Below are 20,089 nucleotides of genomic sequence, written 5' to 3'. Positions count from 1 at the left end.
CTGCACCCCCTGTCCCGAACGACTGAACAGCGAAAAAGCCCCTTACGCCTCAGCATAAGGGGCTTCTCTTCTTCACTTTAAGGAGGGTTTCGCATTTAGTATTCAACGCCGCGAATTTTAGAGTGCTAAAAGCTTCGCTCGGCATATCGTTCTGGCGAAGCATCCTTCAGCTCGCGCTCCATGGCGAAGAGAGCATTGCAGTAAGCCAGTCCTTGACTAGCTACCGAATCCTTGTTACCTCTCGTCGCTGACGGGGCTGCTTTCAACGCTTCATCGTATTTACGCCGCGCATGTGCCCAAACCCCACAAGAGTCACACCAGGAACCTTATGATAGCCCGCATAACCATCGACATGCAGGTAACCTTTGAACCCGGATAAGAAGATTTGTGGATGCTCGCCGCCACTTGTCTTCTGGTAATCGTAGATGACCGCCGTCGATACACCGCTTCCGGTGCGATACAGCCACAAATACGAGGACGATTGAGCAGTCTTCCCAAGCTCACGCAGCACCTGCAGCGTCGTCTCATCTGCATGAAGCACATCCTGCCTTAGTAGATAAGCTTTCATCACATTGCCGGTGCCGAAATAGCCGATCCGCCGATGTCCTCGCGTACGCGCTCGCCTAAGCCATTGTACATGCGCGTAACAAGAACACATACGTCTCATTCGAATCATCATTCTACATCTAAAACAAGAGTTTGTTGGTAAAATTTTTTTATTCTAGCAACTTTACTTGTCACCAGTAATTGTTGATTTAATTTCTTTATTTGCAACAGTAAATCTATTGATTTGTTTTTTATCTCATTTTTATATTGATTATAGTTTATTCTCACATTCCTCCATAATCTTTTTTCAAGATTAGAAAAAGGAATGTCAGTAATAAAACCTACATCATCGTTGCTGGGATTTTGGATATAATTCACTTTCAACACATCTCCCTCTTTAATGTATTCAATCCAGTCATTGTTCTCTACTATATTCATAGCAACATAGGGTTTATTCTCTAATAGATCTAGAACTTCATTTAGTCTTATAAACCATAGAAGTATGAGCTCGTTACCAATTTGTGTTTCCTTATCATAAAAACCTACTACATTATCACTAAAATTAAGCTCAATTTGACCAGATATATCACCAACCTCCCGCTCAAATTGCTCTGCGCTTGATACTGAAAAGTATTCGAGGTCACTGTCCACAAATCTATATAACAAACTGAACATATCCATCCCTCCTAATAACCGAAATCAGAAAGTCTATTTTTATACGTTCCCCATGCTGTTTGAAAAACACCTTTATCAATTGCAACTGTTATACTTTCTCCATTAATTTTTGTTGTATACCTTCCATCAGTGACTCCTTTTTTTAACGCCTCATTAAATGCTTTTTCAACATAAGAAGTAACCTTCTCTTTGCTTAAATTTTTATTAAAGAAACTAACATTTGATAATTGTTTTTCCACTGCTTCTCTTGTTCTATTTTTCAATAAATGTGGGATTTGATTTTTAAAAGCTTCAAATGAATGACCATTCCAAAAATGTTATGGAAAAAATCAATAATTGTTCTATAGTCGGGCCTATAAATCCTTGTATCAAAACTAACTGCAAACACGTCATCTAACGCTTTTAAGATAGTTTCTAATTTGGTTTTAATCACTGGTAACTTAGAAATCCTAATTTAAATCTTTTCTTTCTATTTTTTCCACTTCAACAACTTGATAATTCTTAAACTTTATCTTACCTTCTTCATTCACTTTTGTGTTTTCCAGTAGTAAAATCTCCATATTGGTTTGCATCAGCAATCAACAAAGATAACGCTAAGCCTTTTTCAACAATTCATTATGACTATAAAAAAACCTTGAGGTATTAACCCTCAAGGTCGTAAAAGCTGTTTCTATCACTTTTCATACTCCCAATAGAAGTATGGGCTCAATTTAAGAGCAATCTCCTCCCATGATTCTCCATTACAATTTGAAATTATGCTCACTATCTTTTCTTTAATAATTGCATAATTGAATTCACTAACAATGAAATAACCGCGTCCATAAATAAAGTTTGTTGTTCTTATTTTTTTTTCAAGTGCTTTCGGTGTAATAACAGTGAAATCAAAATAATCACCTGCACTAGACTCTTTAGTTCCAATGCATGCTGTTCCTGATAATAGAAAGTCATCTCCTAAAACGACATTCTCGTCAACTTCTAATTTACCTGTAACCGTAGGGTTCCCTATTAAAACAATATCCTTTAATTCTGGAATAATCAAAACTTATTCCTCCTTCTTCCTCTGTTGTTTTACGGCTGTTGTATAGTTACATGGTAATTTGTAAGTTGATTGTCACGAGAAAAGTCAAACGAGTTCTTGAATGTTTCGTAGTTAGCTTCTAGTTCACCTGGCTTACTAGCTTTTTTACCTACCCTAACCCTTTTTGTTCCACCGCTACTAATGTACCAAGTATAACCATTATGACTCCAGCAACCGAGCTGAGTGATGTTCTTCACTTTGTTGTAACCGCTGTAGCCATCGGTTTGCAAGTAGCCCTTGAATCCTGCGAGAAACGCTTCAGGGTGCTCGCCGCCTCGTCCGGACTGATAATCATAGAGGATAATGTCGGGACCGAATCTGCCCGTACGATAAAGCCATAAGTACGATTTCGTCTGCGCAGCACGTCCTGGTTCCTTGAGTACTTGCAGGGTGGTTTCGTCGGCTTGTGCGATGTCGCGTTGCAAGAATTCTTTATGCATGTAGTTGTACAACGGCGTCAACCAACGCTCGCTGCCGGCAATGAGCCAATTGGCCATCGTCTGACGCGACAGCTCGACACCCAAACGCAAGAAGGCCTGCTCCTGCCGATAAAGCGGCAAGCTGTCTACATACTTCTGGCTCATGATGTAGGCGAGAATGGACGGCGAAGCAAGAGAACCTGCCGCCACAGGCGCTGGCATCGGGGCTGTAATAATGGGCGTGCTTGTTGCTTCCTGTTCGCATCGACGACAGGCATAGACGTGGCGCACATGCTCCATTACTTTCACTTCCGCAGGAATGATTTTCAGCTCCCGCCGCACTTCCGTGCTCATCTCATGCAGTTTACCTTCGCAGCAAGGACATACTTGCTCTTCTTCGCTCAGCTTATATGTCATTGTCTCAACGGGCAGCTCATCTAACTTCGCTTGACGAGCGCCGACCTTTTTCGTGCGCTTGTAGGTGATCTCTTCGACCGTTGGCTCTGGCAGGTCTGGCTTCGCCTCGGTTCTGCTTCATTAAAGAGCTCCAAGGTCAGTTGATCCGGATGTGTCCGCTCGCTGGATGAGCCAAAGCGTTTCTGCTGGGCCAAGTGAAACTGTTCTTTATACCAATTGAGCTCGGCTGAGAGTTCTGCGATTTTCTGAGCTTGTTTGGCTGTTTGTTGTTGTAGTTCATCTATTGTAAGTGAAGTTTCCGATGATTTTTTCATTTGACATATCTTCGCCATGCTCCTGGCCGTTCCCTGCTCGATTAGATGGCGAAATGGCGAACATATGGCTGCTACACGACCGTTTCCACTGCGACTACGGCATGGGCTTGTCGCTGATGAAGCGAAAGTCCATCGAGCAGCCAGCGAAGCTCGCGGGAAGAGATGCTGACGACTTGTTCACTGCTGGTCGGCCACTGAAACGTTCCTCGTTCCAGTCTTCGGTGAAAAAGCCAGAAGCCGTTGACATCCCAGTAAAGGAGCTTAAGCTTGTTGCGTCCACGATTGCAGAACACGAACAGACTCGGAGAGAATGGATTCAAACCAAAACCTTCTTGCACGAGTGCAGCAAGACCATCGATCGATTTGCGCAAGTCGGTAAATCCCGTAGCGAGATAAACCTGCTGAGCATGCGATAGCGTCAGCATGTTTCACTTAAAGCCTTCACAACTTCACGAAGCAGCTTCGGGTTAAAGCCGCTTTGAAGCGAGATGCTAGCGTGCCCAATTTGTACGACTAGCGGCGAGGCAGACATGCGGGAAGAGGCAGACTCTGACACAGAAACAGGGATGAAGCGAGGTGAACCGGAGGCAGTGTCTGTCGCTGCTGCAATTTTTTTGAGTGTTCGGGTCCAATATTTTAATTGTTCCAGGGTAACGTGATTAGCTGTACACCAGGCGGTCATCGTAAGACCGCTTGCTTTGTAGTCTGCTATGCGGGTCATCCATTCACGTCGTCGTTGTTCTTTTTTTGTCATGAGGTAACCTCCCGACTTTCTTAGGATGCCTTTATTTTCTCATGACTCATGAATGAATTGTAGGTGTGCGGGGTTTGACGCTTACGTATTCATAGCCAAATAACTTGTATGAGCTTTCTGTATTCAAAAACGAGCTGTTTGTTAAACTGCTGATTCAGTATGCCTTTTTAGCGCACGAGTTTCGATTTTAGGGCGTTCTGATGTTCAGGGAATAGGAGAATATAGGGTTAAAAGAAAAACCTTGATTGAGTGACGAGCACTCGATCAAGGTTTTCTTCAGATATGTCATTTTTTGAGCAACCAGTCATGAAAATACTGGCAAGCTTCTTCTTCTGATTGGAAGGTCTTAAGGCTTGTTTTACTTCCGCGTTCGCTGTAATAAACTTCCCATATTCCGTTTTGTTGACCTATACAATATGCTTCATTAGGAAGACCTCCTGTTAATGAATACATATCTGGTCTAATGTTTGATGACTTTAGTTTTGATTCCAACTCATGTAATTTCATCAGGGTTCCACTCTCCTTATATAGCCGCCTTTTATTAATTGCTCAATACTCTGATTTAACTTATATTGGGTACCTCCACCAGGTTGGTCAAACCATGGTGCAATTTTCCCACCTTTTGCATCCAATGGCTTTACAACCTCATACACATTATAAGGTTTGTTCTCTGTTCCGGGAGCTAAAGAACGCATATTATATGGCGTTCCCTGAGGAGAAACGAACGTACCCGACTCATAACCATATCTATCAATTTTCGTACCCGGTTGAAGAGTGATATCTTTCGGTGTGCCTGCAAACCCTTCATTCTTTGGCCATATTATATTTCCAGCATCGTCAATCCACTTATTTTCACCCGTACCCTTAGTCAAATTCTTCGCCCAGGTCCATACTTTTTTAACAACGGAAACTGTCGTTTTCACTAAACTAGGAACCTTGGCCAGTTGAACAGATACTCCAGTAATTCCAAATCCCACAAAACCAGAGCAATTGATATCGTAGGCACAACCAATGAATGCATCCGATATACCCGATTTATCCCATGGAAGATAAAATGCATTATTTGGATACCATTGCCCTGTGACCTTACCTGCATTAATTATAGATCTACCAAAGTTAGAGCCGTTGCTATCCTCAATATAATCCACATTAGGGCCGCTACTGTTACAATATCCTGGGTGCGAATAAAGCTTACTATTTACAATTGCTCTACACCATTTTCCAGTTGGATCCTCGTTACTTATAGGACTATTTTCAACATACATATACTGATTCAAGCTTTGTGGGTTCTCAATCTCGCCCTCATACGTATCCTCAGATATAAACCTTGCTGGACGTGGGTCATAATACCGAGCCTGCAAGTAGTAATATTGCGTCTTGCGATCCCAATAGTAACCCTTATAGCGGTATGGATTCTCTTTGACGAGCTCCGTTGTAATATTAGCAGTCGGTTCAATATCTACCTCAGCTAGAAGAGCAGACAACTCATCTTCTGCAACCGATACCGCTTCTACGGCTTCCGTGCCTTCTGTACCCTCAGCAGCATTACCAATACCCAGATGGTAGTCAGGTTCGGTATTTCCACTCTCGTCTTCCGGACCTTGAACGGATCCAGGGCTGCCGTTACCGGTGCCAAGGTCGCCGATCCAGCCGGTGCCCTCGCGTACGCGCTCACCTAAGCCGTTGTACATACGAGATACTAGGCCCCAAGCATCGTACTCGTAACGTGCCGCTACTTTGCCGTCTTTGTCCGTTAACGCCGCAACGTCACCGTGACCGTTGTAGACGTACCAGAACGTTTGACCTTCCATCGTGATAGTCAGCGGTCGGTCATTCGCATCGAACGTATACGACTTGGTTACATTGCCGCTGCCGTCTCGCTCTTCCGTGATAGCCCACGTATCGCCTTTATACGTGTATTGCGTCACTTCCTGCGTTGATCCAGTATGATTGAACTGCGTTTTGCTAATACGACGTCCCAACATGTCGTAGGCATATTTCTCGCCAAAACCGTCCGGGAACGTCACTTTCGTCAATTGTCCGAGCGCATTCCACTCGTATTTGCTGCGGCTGTCCATCAACAGGTTGCCGGCGTCGTCATACGTATAGTCATATTCCTCGTAGCGGATCGCATTTTCGCGATGGACAAGCTGATTACGAGCTTTATACGTATAATTCGTGCCGATGATCGTATACCCTTTGCCGACTTCGCGAATCCGTTCAAAAAGCTTCGTCTGTTCGCCCGGCGGCAGGTTGACTTCGCCGTTGACGATGTTGTCTATATGGGCTAGCAAATGCTCGATTTTGCCCGTTTCAAACATCGTGGCTACTTCAACGCTTGCTCCCTCAGAGTCAGCGTAAGCAGCTCCAAGCTTTTAGCCATTACCATTCAATAGATAATTCAGAGACGCCATTGATTTATTCGACTACGGCTAATCACAAGAAAAAAGCTACATAGAGGTTGTTACACTCCATGTAGCTAGGCTAGTTGAATCCCTTAAGTATCCAGTATATGGGGAATAATTTAACTCACTCTCTTTTTTCAAGTAAATTAATCTACTGAGAAATTAAGTGCCACAAATATCTACTTAAGAAAGCTCTGATTCTATAAAAATTGAAGAACATCATCCATTACTTCTCCATCTAATTCTTGGAGGTAATGGTATTGTGCAATAAGTTGAGCGTTAAGTAGAACATTTACAGTGGATTGAACGAATTCAATCGGCTCTTCAGACCGATAGTGGATAACAAGAGCAATCTTTTCATTTTCGATTGTTATTGAAGAAATATCGTTTGTTTGAAATGCATCATAAAATTCTTCTGGATCATCCTCTTTCCAGGATAATACATACTTCCAGAAACCTCTAGCTGCCTTTTCAAACGATTTTTTTTCAATTAAGAACTGTTTAAGATTTAATGTATCCATATATAGTCTCCTCATTAATGTAGAGCTTTACTAAACCAATCAAAAACATAAGTCCCATCCTTTTTTTGATACCCATAAATTCGATAATCACTAAATTCTTTATTCTTAACCTTAATTTCTACAGTATATTTAATCCCTTTTTTTTGCAATCCTGCTGATGATATATCCTTTACTCCATTTGTACCTTCTTTAGAAACAAAGCCTTTAGCCACGGATTTACTAAAAGCCTGAACAGCCTTTTGACCATTTGTCTTACCCCACTGTTTCATGACTGCATCAATTGCTTCTTTAGTGATGACATATCCCGATCTAAGTTGGCGGGCACCCGTTATAAAACCCATACCAATAAATAATGGATCATCTACTAATCTAATCTCTCTTACATTACCATATAGTAATTCATTATACATATCCAATGTTAATGATCTTACTATTGTTCCCGGTTTAAACAGACTGTCAGCATATATAGTTCTATCAATTCTGGATTGATACTTTAATCTAATAAGATTTGCCTGGGCATGTGCTGCCTGCATTTGGTCCTTATATCCAAGTGATTTGGCAAGCCCAAAGATAGCTTGATAGTAGGCAATTGAGTTTTTATCTTCTTGTGTATAAACCACACCGATGTCTATTTGCTGATGTCCACTAGGATCTATATAGTTAAGTGGATTATTAGTTACATACACATACTGATTCAAACTCAGCGGTGTATCGATCTCACCTTCATACGTATCTTCTGATATGAACCGAGCTAGACGCGGGTCATAATACCGGGCTTGCAAGTAATAGTATTGAGTCTTTCGATCCCAATAGTAGCCTGCATAGCGGTATGGATTCTCTTTGACGAGCTCCGTTGTAATATCAGCGGTCGGCTCGATATCTACTTCAGCTAGAAGAGCAGACAACTCACCATCTACAGTCGATTCTGCCTCAACGGCTTCCGTTCCATCCGTGCTTTCTGTACCCTCAGCAGCATTACCAATACCCGGATGGTAATCCGGATCGGTATTTCCACTTTCGTCTTCCGGACCTTGAACGGATCCAGGGCTGCCGTTGCCTGTGCCTAGGTCGCCGATCCAGCCGATACCCTCGCGTACGCGCTCACCTAAGCCGTTGTACATGCGCGTGACAAGACCCCATGCATCGTACTCATATCTGGCCGCTACTTTGCCGTCTTTATCCGTCAGTGCCACAACGTCGCCGTGACCGTTGTATACGTACCAGAACGTTTGGCCTTCCATCGTGATGGAGAGCGGTCGGTCATTGGCATCAAATGTATACGACTTGGTCACATTGCCGCTACCGTCGCTCTCTTCGGTGATCGCCCATGTATCGCCTTTATACGTGTATTGGGTGACTTCCTGCGTCGAACCCGTATGGTTGAACTGCGTTTTGCTAATGCGGCGTCCCAGCATGTCATAGGCATATTTCTCCCCAAAACCATCCGAGAACGTCACTTTCGTCAGTTGTCCGAGCGCATTCCACTCGTATTTACTGCGACTGTCCGTCAACAGATTGCCAGCGTCGTCATACGTATAGTCGTATTCCTCGTATCGGATCGCATTTTCACGATGGATGAGTTGATTACGGGCATTATACGTATAATTCGTGCCGATGACCGTATACCCTTTGCCGACTTCGCGAATCCGTTCAAAAAGCTTCGTCTGTTCGCCCGGCGGCAGATTGACTTCGCCGTTGACGATGTTGTCGATAGCTGCTAGCAGATGTTCGATTTTGCCGGTTTCAAACATTTCGGCCACTTCTACGCTTGTTCCCGCCCCTTCAGCGTCTGCAAAAGCTTCGCCGAGCTTCTTGTAAAGTCCAAGCTTCTTGCCGTTGCCTTTCTCCAATGCGTTCAGCCAACCGCAACCCTGCTCGTTTTATTTCCGAGGATACGTATGAGGGTGAGATCGATACGCCGCTAAGTTTGAATCAGTATGTGTATGTAGAAAATAACCCGCTTACTTATATCGATCCGACCGGTCATATGAAGTGGACTCAAATTGACGATTTGGGTAGAGGAACGTATAAGACTTGGTCGCATTGCCGCTGCCGTCGCTCTCTTCCGTGATCGCCCACGTATCGCCTTTATACGTGAATTGGGTAACTTCCTGCGTCGATCCCGTATGATTGAACTGCGTTTTGCTAATCCGACGACCCAACCTGACTTTACGAATCCGTTCAAAAGGCTTCTTTTGTTTGCCCGGAGGCAGGTTGACTTATGATAAAATGAAAATAAAAAAAAACCACATGGAGTTATTTAACTCGCATGTGGCTAATAAACGCTTCAAAGAATTGCTTGGCTTTGATCAATAGAACCTTCAGCCAAGTTGACGCTTGATGATGTGGTTCAAAGATTTCATCATGAGCATAAGGGACAATTAATGCTGTATGTCTTTAAACAAGCGATGCAGAAATAGCCGCTGTTCGACGTCATAACGCCCTTAAGACTGCTAACACTATCAGTCTGCCTGATTTAAGTTAGAATAATCAGGTGCATTTGATACTTCATACTCCCAATCTTGGCAAACTCATATAATCCAGATAAATCCAACTTTTTTACAAGAGCATCAATGGCTTGCCCACTGTTTTTATACATCCATCTGATTTTTTAACTGTTATAAATTCCATGCCTCTGTAGATCCATCTTATTTGCTGGTAACATTCTGGCAATACCTCCGTCATATTTAGTTCCATCAGCATTTTCAGTCCATGCACATTCACTGCATTCTAATAATATTTCATCTTTGCTTTCCAATAATAAATACCTTAAACCACCATGTAGGCAGTTTGGGCACTCCTTCTTTGATCTGATGGTAACCATATCCCATAGCCTACTTTCGATCAAGGCGTTTAAATAGTTAATGCTAATATTAGTGGGTTTAATGCGTATATACCAATTCAGCTCAGAATCCAGTTTAAATTCAGGATCATCTACAATATATTTTTTGGGCTCTAGACTCATTAATATGTTCAAATAGCTTTTTGCTAATATATCATTCGTGAAATATCTCCGATGCTTTTTTACCCAAGAGACTAAAGAAGAGTAATACGATTCGTAATTCGTGGTTGATTCCTTAACCATACTCACAAAATCATTCCACAGTTCTTCTTGAATTCGTTTTTTCATGAAGAAACCCCCTTCTTTCTGTAAAATTTTTTTATTCTTTAACAGTATACACTATTATCCATTTAGTCTTATCCCCCAAACTTTAAGTGAAAAATGCAGAGTTTTGCTAAAAAAAAGCTGAGGCCACTTGCAAAAAACAATTGGGACATAGACTGGTGAGCTTGCGGGAAAGTAGCATCCAAAATCTAAAAAACCACATGGAGCTGTTTCGCTCGCATGTGGCCACAAACTGATTACGGGGCATTGTACGTATAATTTCGGTTTATTCAAACATCGAATGTGTGCTACAGATACTTACTCCAAATATTGTATACCTCGTATAACTTTTTGTTATTTAATTGTTCATCGATTGTTTGTAAAGCACAGTTAGTAACAACCCTTATTGGATTTAATGCTCCATGTTTAAATCCAACAATTACTGGTTGATTAACGTCAACATAGTTTCTCGGCTTACGAATTACTCCCCAATTTAAATTGCTATACGATTTTAGAATTACAGCTCCAAAGTAAATTCCAATATCAATAATCATTGTTTCTGTCTCATCACTAAATTTTAGAGTGTCATTTTCAATTTCTTCTTTTAACCATTCTGGAGCATTACTCATTTCTTCTTGAATTTCTTCGGTTGTCTTTGTTACCCGTTGAATATTAGGAACAAACCATTCCCATAACGTAATCAATGAATCTTGTGATAAGTTTAAACCTGATTTTCTCTCCTTACTGGTTTGCTCATAATAGGTAGATAAGATTTCGATTCTCGATGGCACTTGCGAAATAAACCACTGAAAATAATCATCTGTTTCTCTTTTGGTCATTATTTCAAGTGGTATTATTTCGAATGGGGCTTTTATTATAGGATACATTTAATATTAACCTCTTTTATCATAAGCTATGGTTTGTAAAATCTTTAGTCCACTTTTCATACTCCCAATAAAAGTATGGGCTCAATTTAAGCGCAATCTCCTCTCTTACCCTAAGCTATCCAATCCATAAAATGGTATTATCTGTTTTAAAAGCTAATGGTAATTTATTAATACGCAAATCGATCCTAGCGACCATATATTCCAAATCATTATTCTTAAGATTAGATTGTGCCCATATTCTCAATTTTTCTAGATCCAGAAGTGTAGAATCCAACTGCTCTTTTTTTAATTCTATTCCATTCTGAATCCGAGCAATTTTTAACTCCTCAATAGCTCGTTGCCAAAACTTTGTAAAGAATTCTTCGCGAGATATTGGTATTTCAAAGCCTAGTTCAAAAGAATCATCCTCTTGATTCATTCTAAACACACTAACAGACATATTAGCCTCCAAACTGAGTTGAAAATTTATAGCTCGGATATTTGATCTTCAATTGATTAATCTCATTTTGAACCGCTGTTCTTAAACCTAAAAACATAGTTTTTTATGCTCTGAATATCACAGACTGATAGAAAAACCTCGACTTCCATTTGTTGTAGGTCCTGTTGAAGTAGCATTTTAAAAGGTGTCAATTCTATTTACCGTTTTATTATATATCAGTTTTTTGCCCATTGTTTTTCTGTTTATGGTACAGTCGGATCCGATATGCATAAAACAGAATCATTCTTTTCCTCGCCTCCCCATCGAACTCCATCCCAAAACAAAGGAAAACGGCATTAATTTGTTCTTGCATAATAATTTTGAAAATGACGTAAGTGTAGTCGTTCATGTGTTGGAATATCTAAGCTGTAATTGACTTCCCGAATCCGTTCGCCAAAAAGAGAGACCTTGAAGGCATTCCCCCAAGGTCTCAACAAGAGCTGAATAAGCTACGTTATTTACACGAGCTTAACAGGCTCATACTGAAATACTTTAATTTTATTTTCAATCAACACATCCCTCACCCTCGCACTAACAATCGTTCGTTTTAGATTCCCTCCGCCAATTCCATAAAACTCTAAAGATTGATTGAAATCTGCATATGTTGTGACTTTATCGGTATCATATATAATTTCCGAACGCATTATCGCATTGCGGGTGCATATGTCACAATGATTCTCATATTCAATCCTCATGGCATCATATTTCATTTCTGGTAAAATACTCGTTATGACTAACTGATAGAGCTTTTGTGGTAACGGTCTATCCTTATAATCAAACACATCTCGAAATTCGCAGCCAGTAAGTCCACTATTTTCGATTACATTTTTAGTATACTCCGTGACAATTATATCCGGATCATGATGCGCAATGTTTTGCTTCCCCATCCCTTTAGCATCAATCATCAAATCTGTTATTTGCTTTTTTCCTTCTCCGCATTTTGGACAAGCTATAGAATAATCATACAACGTACCTAATTCTTCAGAATCCGTTTTATCTCTATTCTCGTATGGAGCATAAAACTCTGCATCTAATAGAACTGCGCTAGCTATTTCTTTTTTTGTATATTCTCTGCGTTCAAATATTTTATGTTTTAGTCCTAATTCTTGAGATTTTTTTATTATACTTTGATAAATACTATCGCCGACGATAAGATTTCTAATCATAATCCTATTAGAATATGTCTTCAGTTCAATGTCATTTTCAAACGATATCTGTTCTCTGATGATAGGTATTACTTTATCAATTTCACTTATTGTTGTGTGGATGTCTATTCTGGCGAATCTCTTCATTCAAATACCTCCCTAATCAACACTAACTCCTTTTTGTCTAAAAAACGGTTTAAGAGCCTCAATATATTTTTTCCCTTCATCAACATATAAAATAGTTTTGTCACTATATACAGTCACAATTGCATCCCATATATCTTCCGCTTTCGCCGTATTAGTGTTTAATTCATTTTTAGAATTTCGGTACGGAATTAGCTCTCTGAATTTATTTGTAATTTTGGTATGTGTCCCTGGATCAATTGCGGTTGACAAAATATCATCTTGTTTAATACCCAAATTTTTTGCAAACCTCTTTTCAATCAAGTGATGCACTTGTATTCCTGAAATACCCTTAGCAATCTCCTTCAAGGTAGTATAATCTAATATCATTTTTCCCATTTGAATAGTTCCGCGGATTTCAGATTTAGACATTCCCTTGAATGATTTCACTAATGCAGATCTGGCTGCCTTTATCTCCGTTTTCGTCGCTCCTCGAACGATTTGTCCAAGTCCAGTCACACCAGGAGTAAATAAACCAACAACGTCTGCTCCCAACGAGGCCCAGTTCCATGGATTCATTGGATTGGCAGCTATTGCAACAACATCTATTGCAATAAAAACGATATCAGCTATTGTATCAACAATGTGCCCCGTTGGATCAATATAGGTAAGCGGATTATTTTCTGCATACATATATTGATTCAAGCTTTGCGGATTATCAATTTGCCCTTCATAGGTATCCTCAGAAATAAACCGAGCTAGTCGCGGGTCATAGTAGCGAGCTTGCAAGTAATAGTATTGCGTCTTCCGATCCCAATAGTAGCCTGCATAGCGGTATGGATTCTCTTTGACGAGCTCCGTTGTAATATCAGCGGTCGGCTCGATATCCACTTCAGCTAGAAGAGCAGACAACTCATCTTCTGCATCCGATGCCGCTTCAACAGCTTCCGTTCCATCCGTGCTTTCTGTACCCTCAGCAGCATTGCCAATACCCGGATGGTAATCCGGATCGGTATTTCCACTTTCGTCTTCCGGACCTTGTGTCGAGCCAGGGCTACCGTTGCCTGTGCCTAGGTCGCCGATCCAGCCGATGCCCTCGCGTACGCGTTCTCCTAAACCGTTGTACATACGGGTGACAAGACCCCATGCATCGTACTCGTACCTGGCCGCTACCTTGCCGTCCTTATCCGTTAGTGCCACCACGTCGCCGTGACCGTTATAGACGTACCAGAACGTTTGTCCTTCCATCGTGATGGAGAGCGGTCGGTCATTGACATCAAAGGTATACGACTTGGTCACATTGCCGCTGCCGTCGCGCTCTTCCGTGATCGCCCACGTATCGCCTTTGTATGTCCGGACAACTTACAATAGTGACATACCCCGACGGTTTTCCTTCGCGAGTTATCTCGTTTAACAGACATTCGCCATGCAGCGCTTAGTGAATTGGCCAATTATAAACGGCAGAATATAAACTTTGGCCATATTGAGCGGATTGCTGAGGCTTTAGAAATTGAAGATATTCGTAAAATCATTGATTTAATAGATACTGAAGATGAGTGAAGACCGCCCTTGAAAGGCGGTCTTCATTTTATTATGAAAGAAATTAGGTTCTATGGACGTGCTACCCAATTCATTCGGCACTGGGTGGGGGTAAAAGAAAGACCCCATGGAGTTGTTACACTCGCATCTGGTAAAAGAAATTCCCGATTAATTTAATACCTTGAATCTTCTGATGAATCCTTTGCAAAGTCCATGAGATAACCCGTCCTACTTACATTTTCTTCGCTCTTAATCTCCATAAAGATTTATTCTGAAGTTTGTACTATTGGTCATGCTGAACCTATTGAGAGAAACTAGCCTCAATATCATTCCATACTGCACTATTAGGTAATATATTTTGTTTTAAATCCCGAAAATTGATTTCAAACTCCACATGATCCCCCAAAACATGTGGAACTTCTATGCTTACTCCAAGTGAATCCTCTGTATAATAGGTAAAAACATTCGCCCCATTAAGGTCACTTATTTCATCAGAATTACGAAAGTAATTTTTCAACTCCTCGTTCGTGAATATGTTTATTTCGTCTTTGCTTTCCGCACCGACATTTAACTCAGAGTCAAACTGCACATATTTCCCTGTCTTGAACAATTCAATAAAGTTATCGTCAATACGAATTGTATCCTGCAGCCTAATTTTTTCACCTTTCTTAATATCAATATTAGTTGTAAAGAAAATATTGGTCGGATGTGCTCCGTCATTAACGTAGCTAGTTCCTCCATAAATAACGCTCAAAAAATTTTCTCCGATCCACATTGGAGTATAAACTACATCTAATGCAAGATTAGCAACTTCTCCGTCAAAAGTGTCTATTATTTTTAGAGCTTCACTTTCGATTAACTTATTTATTTTTTTCTCCATTTCTGTGTCGCCTGAATTAACGATTTCAGGATATTGAATGTTTATTTCACGATCTGTGTAAACCATCTTTTTAATTTCAATCTTTTTTTCTCCATCTTCTACATTAACCTTATTATCTTTTGTGGTGTTCTCATATTGTTTTTCGGGTTCTTTTCCATTATGTTTATCTGACATAAATGTAGGACCCTGTTCATATTTAATATTGCCGCAAGCTACTAATACAAATGCAAGAAATAACAAAATACTTATTTTCATATGTTTAAAGCCTCCTTCGAAAACTTGAGTTGATTCCCCAGTCTGTGTAGCTTGGTAAGGATGTGTATTTGCAAGCCATAGTAAGAATCATGTTATTGAATACAAAAATTGGTAGTAAAAGAGAGAGCTGTGTTTAAGTGGTATTATTTCCGATTGAAATTCTTAAAAATATTTACAGCAAGATTATAATACCGCTTTCTATCTTCTAGCCCGTTTTTTCCACCATTTACTACTTTAGTAATTTCTTCGACTGTAGCACCTTTATCAACTTTAGCATTTAGTTTTCTCTTATCCCAAAAATATCCTGCGCTTAACCAAGCATAGTTCTTTGCAACATATTCGGCACCTTCCATAATTTTTTGATCACCCATTGCATTTGCAAAATTTTGATAATTAGACCTTCCAGTTAATTGAATGTATCCAGCACCCCTATACTTGTAACCATCACCTTCCTCTGTATTTCCTAATTGTTTGCCTATTTTTGTTCCTGGCTCGTACTTTTTGAAATAAGACTTACCACCAAGTTCTATTGTCCATTTTCCTGCAGCCGATTCGTGACTTACTTGACTTAAAAAGTGGCAAATTCGATTAAAAGTTGTTATGTCATATTTTTGTATAGTTTTGTTTAGTTGATTTATCATTACTGTAGTAACACTATTCCACCCAAGTTGCTTTAATTGAGCAACTGTAACTAAATACTTCTCCTTTTCTTCAGGATATACAGTCCAATAATTCATACGAGTGTTCGTTGACTGTACGAGTCTATCTCCATTGGATCCAACAAACCCATACAAATACTCGTTGTTAAGTAATGGTTTACCAATATAATCACTATCAGGCCCTAAATACACAGATGTATCTGACTTACACTTTCCAGATCTTGCATACTTCCCGTCAATAGAAACACAGTAGTGTCCGGTTGGGTCCTTATAACTTAAAGGATTACTCTGAACATATGTGTACAAATTCAACGTAAGAGGATAACCTGTCTCACCCTCATACGTATCCTCAGAGATGAACCGTGCTAGGCGCGGGTCATAGTAGCGAGCTTGCAGGTAGTAATATTGCGTCTTCCGATCCCAATAGTAGCCTGCATAGCGGTATGGATTCTCTTTGACGAGCTCCGTTGTAATATCAGCGGTCGGCTCGATATCCACTTCAGCTAGAAGAGCAGACAACTCATCTTCTGCATCCGATGCCGCTTCAACAGCTTCCGTTCCATCCGTGCTTTCTGTACCCTCAGCAGCATTACCAATGCCCGGATGGTAGTCCGGGTCGGTATTTCCGCTCTCGTCTTCCGGACCTTGAACGGAGCCAGGGCTGCCGTTGCCGGTTCCGAGGTCGCCGATCCAGCCAGTTCCTTCGCGTACGCGCTCGCCTAAGCCGTTGTACATACGAGATACTAGGCCCCAAGCATCGTACTCGTAACGTGCCGCTACTTTGCCGTCTTTGTCCGTTAACGCCGCAACGTCACCGTGACCGTTGTAGACGTACCAGAACGTTTGACCTTCCATCGTGATAGTCAGCGGTCGGTCATTCGCATCGAACGTATACGACTTGGTTACATTGCCGCTGCCGTCTCGCTCTTCCGTGATAGCCCACGTATCGTCTTTATACGTGTATTGGGTAACTTCCTGCGTCGATCCCGTATGATTGCTAATCCGACGACCCAGCATGTCATAGGAATATTTCTCGCCAAAACCGTCCGGGAACGTCACTTTCGTCAACTGTCCGAGCGCATTCCACTCGTATTTGCTGCGGCTGTCCGTCAACAGGTTGCCGGCATCGTCATACGTATAGTCGTATTCCTCGTAGCGAATCGCATTTTCGCGATAAATAAGCTGATTACGGGCGTTATACGTATAATTCGTGCCGATGATCGTATACCCTTTGCCGACTTCGCGAATCCGTTCAAAAAGCTTCGTCTGCTCGCCCGGCGGCAGGTTAACCTCGCCGTTCACGATGTTGTCGATAGCCGCAAGCAGATGCTCGATTTTGCCCGTTTCGAACATCGTCGCTATTTCTGTGCTTGTTCCTGATCCTTCAGCGTCTGCAAAAGCTTCACCAAGCTTCTTGTAAAGACCAAGCTTCTTGCCGTTGCCTTTCTCCAGTGCTTTCAGCCAGCCGCAACCGCCGCCGTTGTTGCCATTATTTCCGTTTCCATTGTTACCATTGCCGTTGCCATTACCGTTGTTGCCATTACCGTTTCCATTGTTGCCATTGCCATTACCGTTTCCATTGTTGCCATTGCCATTACCGTTTCCGTTATTGCCATTACCATTGCCGTTATTACCGTTATTGCCGTTATTGCCGTTATTGCCGTTGTCGTTCCCGCTATTACCGTTGCCGTTACCATTGTTGCCATTGCCGTTACCGCCGCCGTTGCCATTCTCTTTGGTGGCCGAGTTGCCATTAGACAGAATGGAGACATTGCCGGACGACAAGCTTTTACCATTTCCATTACCGTTGCCGTTGTTTCCGCTGTTGCCATTTCCATTGCCGTTGCCATTACCGTTTCCGTTACCGTTGTTGCCATTATTGCCATTGCCGTTCGGCTCGCAACTAGCCGGCGGTTGTTCCCCACCTGGCTCGGAAGGCTCGGTTGGTTTGCCCGGCTTCATGCCGAACGATTCGAGAACCATTTGCACGAGCTCGTCCGTCGTAATGACTTTGTTTTTGTCCTCGACGGTTCCTTGAAGAATGGCTTTGCGCACGGTACGATTGCCCGCTCCGTCGTATTCGTACAGGATGACGTCTCCGTCAGCCGTCTCTACCCGCTCCAGCTGTTCCCTATTGTCATAGGCGTAGCCGCTCGTATCGCCCTGCTCTTGAACGCCGGTAATGAATTCGCGCTCATTATGCTCGTAATCACTGGAATGGAGCGACTCTTCAGCCAGTGTCGTCTTCTGCGTATCGATGAGATGCCCTGGCTTATAATCGATGGACGTGACAGTACCGTTCGGATATTTGACCGCCATCACATAACCGTCAGCATCGAATTCGTATTCGTACTTGTAGCCTTTGCTGTCCGTATAGCCTGTCGGACGTCCGACAGCGTCATAATCGTACTCGGTGCGAACGCCATTTACGATCTCCGCAGCCTTCTCGCCATTTGCATTATATTCGTAAACAATCGTATCGCCGTTCGGGTACACCGTTTGCTTCAGCTGGTTATTATCATAATAGCTGTAAACGATCGTTCCGTTCGCGTCGGTACGGGTCAGCATGTTGCCCGCATTATCGTAGGTGTACGCGTACCAGGTGCCGTCGCTGTATTCCTCGCGGATTTTGCGATCCATGAAGTCGTACTTAAACTTCGTTGTTAATCCGCCCGGCTTCTTCTCCTCCAACAAATTGCCGTTCGCATCGTATTGATACTCGAATACGTCCTGTCCGTTCTCCGCGCGAATAACAACCTTTTGCAGACGACGTCCAAGCTCGTCATAGTCATACTGCGTCAACTGCGTGTTGCCGTCCTGCTGGCTTGTCCGGTTCAACTCGGCATCGTACGTGTAGGAGGTAGTCATGCCTCCCGCAGCAGCCTGCGACTCGATAATGGAAGTCAAGCTGTCGCGCTCGTCATACTCGTACTGCACCGGTCCGTACACCGGACGGTTCTCTTCCAGCTTATTGCCGACCGAATCGTAGCGATAGCTGAACTCACCGCCGCTTGGCGCTTGCTTCAGCGTAACGCGTCCTTCGGTGTCGTAATCGTATTGCGTAGCCTCGCCGAGCCGGTTGTATTCCGTTTCCGTACGTCCGTCCAGGTCAAGATCATAGAGCTGAATGCGTCCCAGTGCATCCTTCTCTTCCAAAACATTGCCGCGATAGTCGTACTTCCACTCGGTATCCCGTCCCAGCGGACGGCGCTCCGCGGTCATATAACCCGCAGGACTGTACTCATATCTGGTCCACTGTCCTACGGCATCCTTCTCCACCAACTGCTGCCCTTCGGCATCGTAAGCAACCGTCGTCTGGTGGCCGTTGCCATCAATATACGCGATTGGCAAGCCGCGAGGGTCGTACTTGTATTCATTGGCGATTTGTTTGCCGGACAAAGTAGAGCCTTCATAATGTATCTCTTTCGCCAATTGTCCGTTGTCGCCATAGATCGAGCGCGTAACGTTGCCGTTCGGATTTTTCTCCACAACGACATGCCCGACTCCATCGTATACGTACTTCGTTAAAGCCGATATATTCGCTTCGCTAAAGTCGGTAGCGCCTTCCTTGTAGGTGATCGACTCCGTTAACTGGCCGGCCGCATCATAGCGGTATTCGGCAATATTGTTCAACCCGTCGATCGCGAGCACAAGATTGCCGTTCGTATCGTAAACCGATTGCGATTCGGTGCCGTCCGGCTCTACCCGCTTCGTTTCTCTTCCCATGACGTCATACTCGTAGGAGGTGACTCTTTCCTCGAGAACGCCGCCTTCCGTACGAATTATATTAAAATGCTCACCGTCATGAGTCTAGGTGAAAAGAAAACCACATGGAGTTGTGACACTCGCATGTGGTTCTGACCTATCTTGCCATTTAAAAAAATATTA

At 42.5% G+C, this 20,089-nt stretch carries 20 protein-coding genes and 3 pseudogenes; 2 read left to right on the top strand and 21 right to left on the bottom strand.

What is annotated here, in order from left to right; translation table 11 throughout:
* Positions 1 to 134: 134 nt before the first annotated feature.
* The 13 genes and pseudogenes from J2T14_RS22730 to J2T14_RS22675 all read right to left on the bottom strand — a co-directional run.
* Positions 135 to 568: pseudogene (locus tag J2T14_RS22730) on the bottom strand (IS66 family transposase); the annotation flags it as partial.
* Positions 569 to 675: 107 nt separating this feature from the next.
* On the bottom strand, positions 676 to 1,221 hold the full coding sequence (locus J2T14_RS22725) for a hypothetical protein (protein WP_307474447.1): 546 nt from the start codon (positions 1,219 to 1,221) through the stop codon (positions 676 to 678).
* Between the two features lie 11 nt (positions 1,222 to 1,232).
* Positions 1,233 to 1,460 (bottom strand): hypothetical protein, encoded by a 228-nt coding sequence (locus J2T14_RS22720; RefSeq protein ID WP_307474445.1) that lies wholly within the window; start codon positions 1,458 to 1,460, stop codon positions 1,233 to 1,235.
* A gap of 20 nt (positions 1,461 to 1,480) precedes the next feature.
* Positions 1,481 to 1,654 carry a CDI toxin immunity protein gene (locus J2T14_RS31095; RefSeq protein WP_444939714.1) on the bottom strand — a complete coding sequence of 58 codons (174 nt, stop codon included), beginning with the start codon at positions 1,652 to 1,654 and terminating at the stop codon, positions 1,481 to 1,483.
* Between the two features lie 240 nt (positions 1,655 to 1,894).
* Positions 1,895 to 2,260, bottom strand: a complete 366-nt coding sequence (locus J2T14_RS22715) for an Imm8 family immunity protein (RefSeq protein WP_307474443.1) — start codon at positions 2,258 to 2,260, stop codon at positions 1,895 to 1,897.
* Between the two features lie 29 nt (positions 2,261 to 2,289).
* The gene (tnpC, locus tag J2T14_RS22710) at positions 2,290 to 3,135 is read right to left on the bottom strand and encodes an IS66 family transposase (RefSeq protein ID WP_307474441.1); all 846 of its coding nucleotides are present in this window, start codon (positions 3,133 to 3,135) and stop codon (positions 2,290 to 2,292) included.
* Positions 3,136 to 3,155: 20 nt separating this feature from the next.
* Positions 3,156 to 3,449: a transposase gene (locus tag J2T14_RS22705; RefSeq protein ID WP_307474439.1), complete on the bottom strand. Its 294-nt coding sequence runs from the start codon at positions 3,447 to 3,449 to the stop codon at positions 3,156 to 3,158.
* 71 nt (positions 3,450 to 3,520) lie between these two features.
* Complete coding sequence (gene tnpB / locus J2T14_RS22700) at positions 3,521 to 3,874, bottom strand: IS66 family insertion sequence element accessory protein TnpB (protein WP_307474437.1); 354 nt, start codon at positions 3,872 to 3,874, stop codon at positions 3,521 to 3,523.
* Positions 3,868 to 4,203: an IS66 family insertion sequence element accessory protein TnpA gene (tnpA, locus tag J2T14_RS22695; protein ID WP_307206008.1), complete on the bottom strand. Its 336-nt coding sequence runs from the start codon at positions 4,201 to 4,203 to the stop codon at positions 3,868 to 3,870. The genes tnpB and tnpA overlap by 7 nt, the downstream gene beginning before the upstream one ends.
* A gap of 285 nt (positions 4,204 to 4,488) precedes the next feature.
* On the bottom strand, positions 4,489 to 4,710 hold the full coding sequence (locus J2T14_RS22690; RefSeq protein ID WP_307206009.1) for a hypothetical protein: 222 nt from the start codon (positions 4,708 to 4,710) through the stop codon (positions 4,489 to 4,491).
* The gene (locus tag J2T14_RS22685) at positions 4,710 to 6,524 is read right to left on the bottom strand and encodes a glycohydrolase toxin TNT-related protein (RefSeq protein ID WP_307474435.1); all 1,815 of its coding nucleotides are present in this window, start codon (positions 6,522 to 6,524) and stop codon (positions 4,710 to 4,712) included. Before J2T14_RS22685 ends, J2T14_RS22690 begins: the two co-directional genes overlap by 1 nt.
* 284 nt (positions 6,525 to 6,808) lie before the next feature.
* Positions 6,809 to 7,129, bottom strand: coding sequence for a hypothetical protein (locus tag J2T14_RS22680; RefSeq protein WP_307474433.1), 321 nt, complete (start codon positions 7,127 to 7,129; stop codon positions 6,809 to 6,811).
* Positions 7,130 to 7,143: 14 nt separating this feature from the next.
* A complete protein-coding gene (locus J2T14_RS22675; RefSeq protein WP_307474430.1) occupies positions 7,144 to 8,979 on the bottom strand; it encodes an RHS repeat domain-containing protein in 1,836 nt (611 codons plus the stop codon).
* A 26-nt stretch (positions 8,980 to 9,005) separates the two neighbouring features.
* On the opposite strand from J2T14_RS22675, the pseudogene J2T14_RS30955 reads away from it, so the two are divergent.
* Positions 9,006 to 9,119: pseudogene (locus J2T14_RS30955) on the top strand (RHS repeat-associated core domain-containing protein); the annotation flags it as partial.
* Here J2T14_RS30955 and J2T14_RS22670 read toward each other — a convergent pair.
* The 6 genes from J2T14_RS22670 to J2T14_RS22645 form a co-directional block, all read right to left on the bottom strand.
* The gene (locus tag J2T14_RS22670; RefSeq protein ID WP_307206011.1) at positions 9,091 to 9,291 is read right to left on the bottom strand and encodes a hypothetical protein; all 201 of its coding nucleotides are present in this window, start codon (positions 9,289 to 9,291) and stop codon (positions 9,091 to 9,093) included. The pseudogene J2T14_RS30955 and the gene J2T14_RS22670 sit on opposite strands and share 29 nt — an antisense overlap.
* Before the next feature lie 449 nt (positions 9,292 to 9,740).
* Entirely contained in the window at positions 9,741 to 10,259 is a 519-nt protein-coding gene (locus J2T14_RS22665) for a hypothetical protein (protein ID WP_307474428.1), read from the bottom strand.
* A gap of 284 nt (positions 10,260 to 10,543) precedes the next feature.
* On the bottom strand, positions 10,544 to 11,122 hold the full coding sequence (locus tag J2T14_RS22660) for a hypothetical protein (RefSeq protein ID WP_307474425.1): 579 nt from the start codon (positions 11,120 to 11,122) through the stop codon (positions 10,544 to 10,546).
* 115 nt (positions 11,123 to 11,237) lie between these two features.
* Entirely contained in the window at positions 11,238 to 11,561 is a 324-nt protein-coding gene (locus J2T14_RS22655) for a hypothetical protein (RefSeq protein WP_307474424.1), read from the bottom strand.
* A 497-nt stretch (positions 11,562 to 12,058) separates the two neighbouring features.
* A complete protein-coding gene (locus J2T14_RS22650; protein WP_307474422.1) occupies positions 12,059 to 12,892 on the bottom strand; it encodes a hypothetical protein in 834 nt (277 codons plus the stop codon).
* 12 nt (positions 12,893 to 12,904) lie between these two features.
* On the bottom strand, positions 12,905 to 14,167 hold the full coding sequence (locus tag J2T14_RS22645) for an RHS repeat-associated core domain-containing protein (protein WP_307474420.1): 1,263 nt from the start codon (positions 14,165 to 14,167) through the stop codon (positions 12,905 to 12,907).
* 87 nt (positions 14,168 to 14,254) lie between these two features.
* Between J2T14_RS22645 and J2T14_RS22640 the strand changes: the two are divergent.
* Positions 14,255 to 14,428 (top strand): annotated as a pseudogene (locus J2T14_RS22640) (helix-turn-helix domain-containing protein); the annotation flags it as partial.
* 280 nt (positions 14,429 to 14,708) lie between these two features.
* On the opposite strand, the gene J2T14_RS22635 reads toward J2T14_RS22640, so the two are convergent.
* Together J2T14_RS22635 and J2T14_RS22630 are read right to left on the bottom strand one after the other, a co-directional pair.
* Complete coding sequence (locus J2T14_RS22635) at positions 14,709 to 15,542, bottom strand: hypothetical protein (RefSeq protein WP_307206017.1); 834 nt, start codon at positions 15,540 to 15,542, stop codon at positions 14,709 to 14,711.
* 143 nt (positions 15,543 to 15,685) lie between these two features.
* Complete coding sequence (locus J2T14_RS22630; protein WP_307474418.1) at positions 15,686 to 19,927, bottom strand: RHS repeat-associated core domain-containing protein; 4,242 nt, start codon at positions 19,925 to 19,927, stop codon at positions 15,686 to 15,688.
* Positions 19,928 to 20,089 lie beyond the last annotated feature (162 nt).

This window comes from Paenibacillus harenae, assembly GCF_030812415.1.
GTDB classification, from domain to species: domain Bacteria; phylum Bacillota; class Bacilli; order Paenibacillales; family Paenibacillaceae; genus Pristimantibacillus; species Pristimantibacillus harenae_A.
This window is presented reverse-complemented; position numbering and strand designations above follow the sequence as displayed.

Bases quoted from the DNA above. Each gene is read 5' to 3' on its own strand.
- J2T14_RS22725 (WP_307474447.1), bottom strand. From the start codon at position 1,221: ATGTTCAGTTTGTTATATAGATTTGTGGACAGTGACCTCGAATACTTT.
- tnpC (WP_307474441.1), bottom strand. From the start codon at position 3,135: ATGACATATAAGCTGAGCGAAGAAGAGCAAGTATGTCCTTGCTGCGAA.
- J2T14_RS22705 (WP_307474439.1), bottom strand. From the start codon at position 3,449: ATGAAAAAATCATCGGAAACTTCACTTACAATAGATGAACTACAACAA.
- tnpB (WP_307474437.1), bottom strand. From the start codon at position 3,874: ATGCTGACGCTATCGCATGCTCAGCAGGTTTATCTCGCTACGGGATTT.
- tnpA (WP_307206008.1), bottom strand. From the start codon at position 4,203: ATGACAAAAAAAGAACAACGACGACGTGAATGGATGACCCGCATAGCA.
- J2T14_RS22690 (WP_307206009.1), bottom strand. From the start codon at position 4,710: ATGAAATTACATGAGTTGGAATCAAAACTAAAGTCATCAAACATTAGA.
- J2T14_RS22685 (WP_307474435.1), bottom strand. From the start codon at position 6,524: ATGTTTGAAACGGGCAAAATCGAGCATTTGCTAGCCCATATAGACAAC.
- J2T14_RS22680 (WP_307474433.1), bottom strand. From the start codon at position 7,129: ATGGATACATTAAATCTTAAACAGTTCTTAATTGAAAAAAAATCGTTT.
- J2T14_RS22665 (WP_307474428.1), bottom strand. From the start codon at position 10,259: ATGAAAAAACGAATTCAAGAAGAACTGTGGAATGATTTTGTGAGTATG.
- J2T14_RS22660 (WP_307474425.1), bottom strand. From the start codon at position 11,122: ATGTATCCTATAATAAAAGCCCCATTCGAAATAATACCACTTGAAATA.
- J2T14_RS22655 (WP_307474424.1), bottom strand. From the start codon at position 11,561: ATGTCTGTTAGTGTGTTTAGAATGAATCAAGAGGATGATTCTTTTGAA.
- J2T14_RS22650 (WP_307474422.1), bottom strand. From the start codon at position 12,892: ATGAAGAGATTCGCCAGAATAGACATCCACACAACAATAAGTGAAATT.
- J2T14_RS22635 (WP_307206017.1), bottom strand. From the start codon at position 15,542: ATGAAAATAAGTATTTTGTTATTTCTTGCATTTGTATTAGTAGCTTGC.
- J2T14_RS22630 (WP_307474418.1), bottom strand. From the start codon at position 19,927: ATGGGAAGAGAAACGAAGCGGGTAGAGCCGGACGGCACCGAATCGCAA.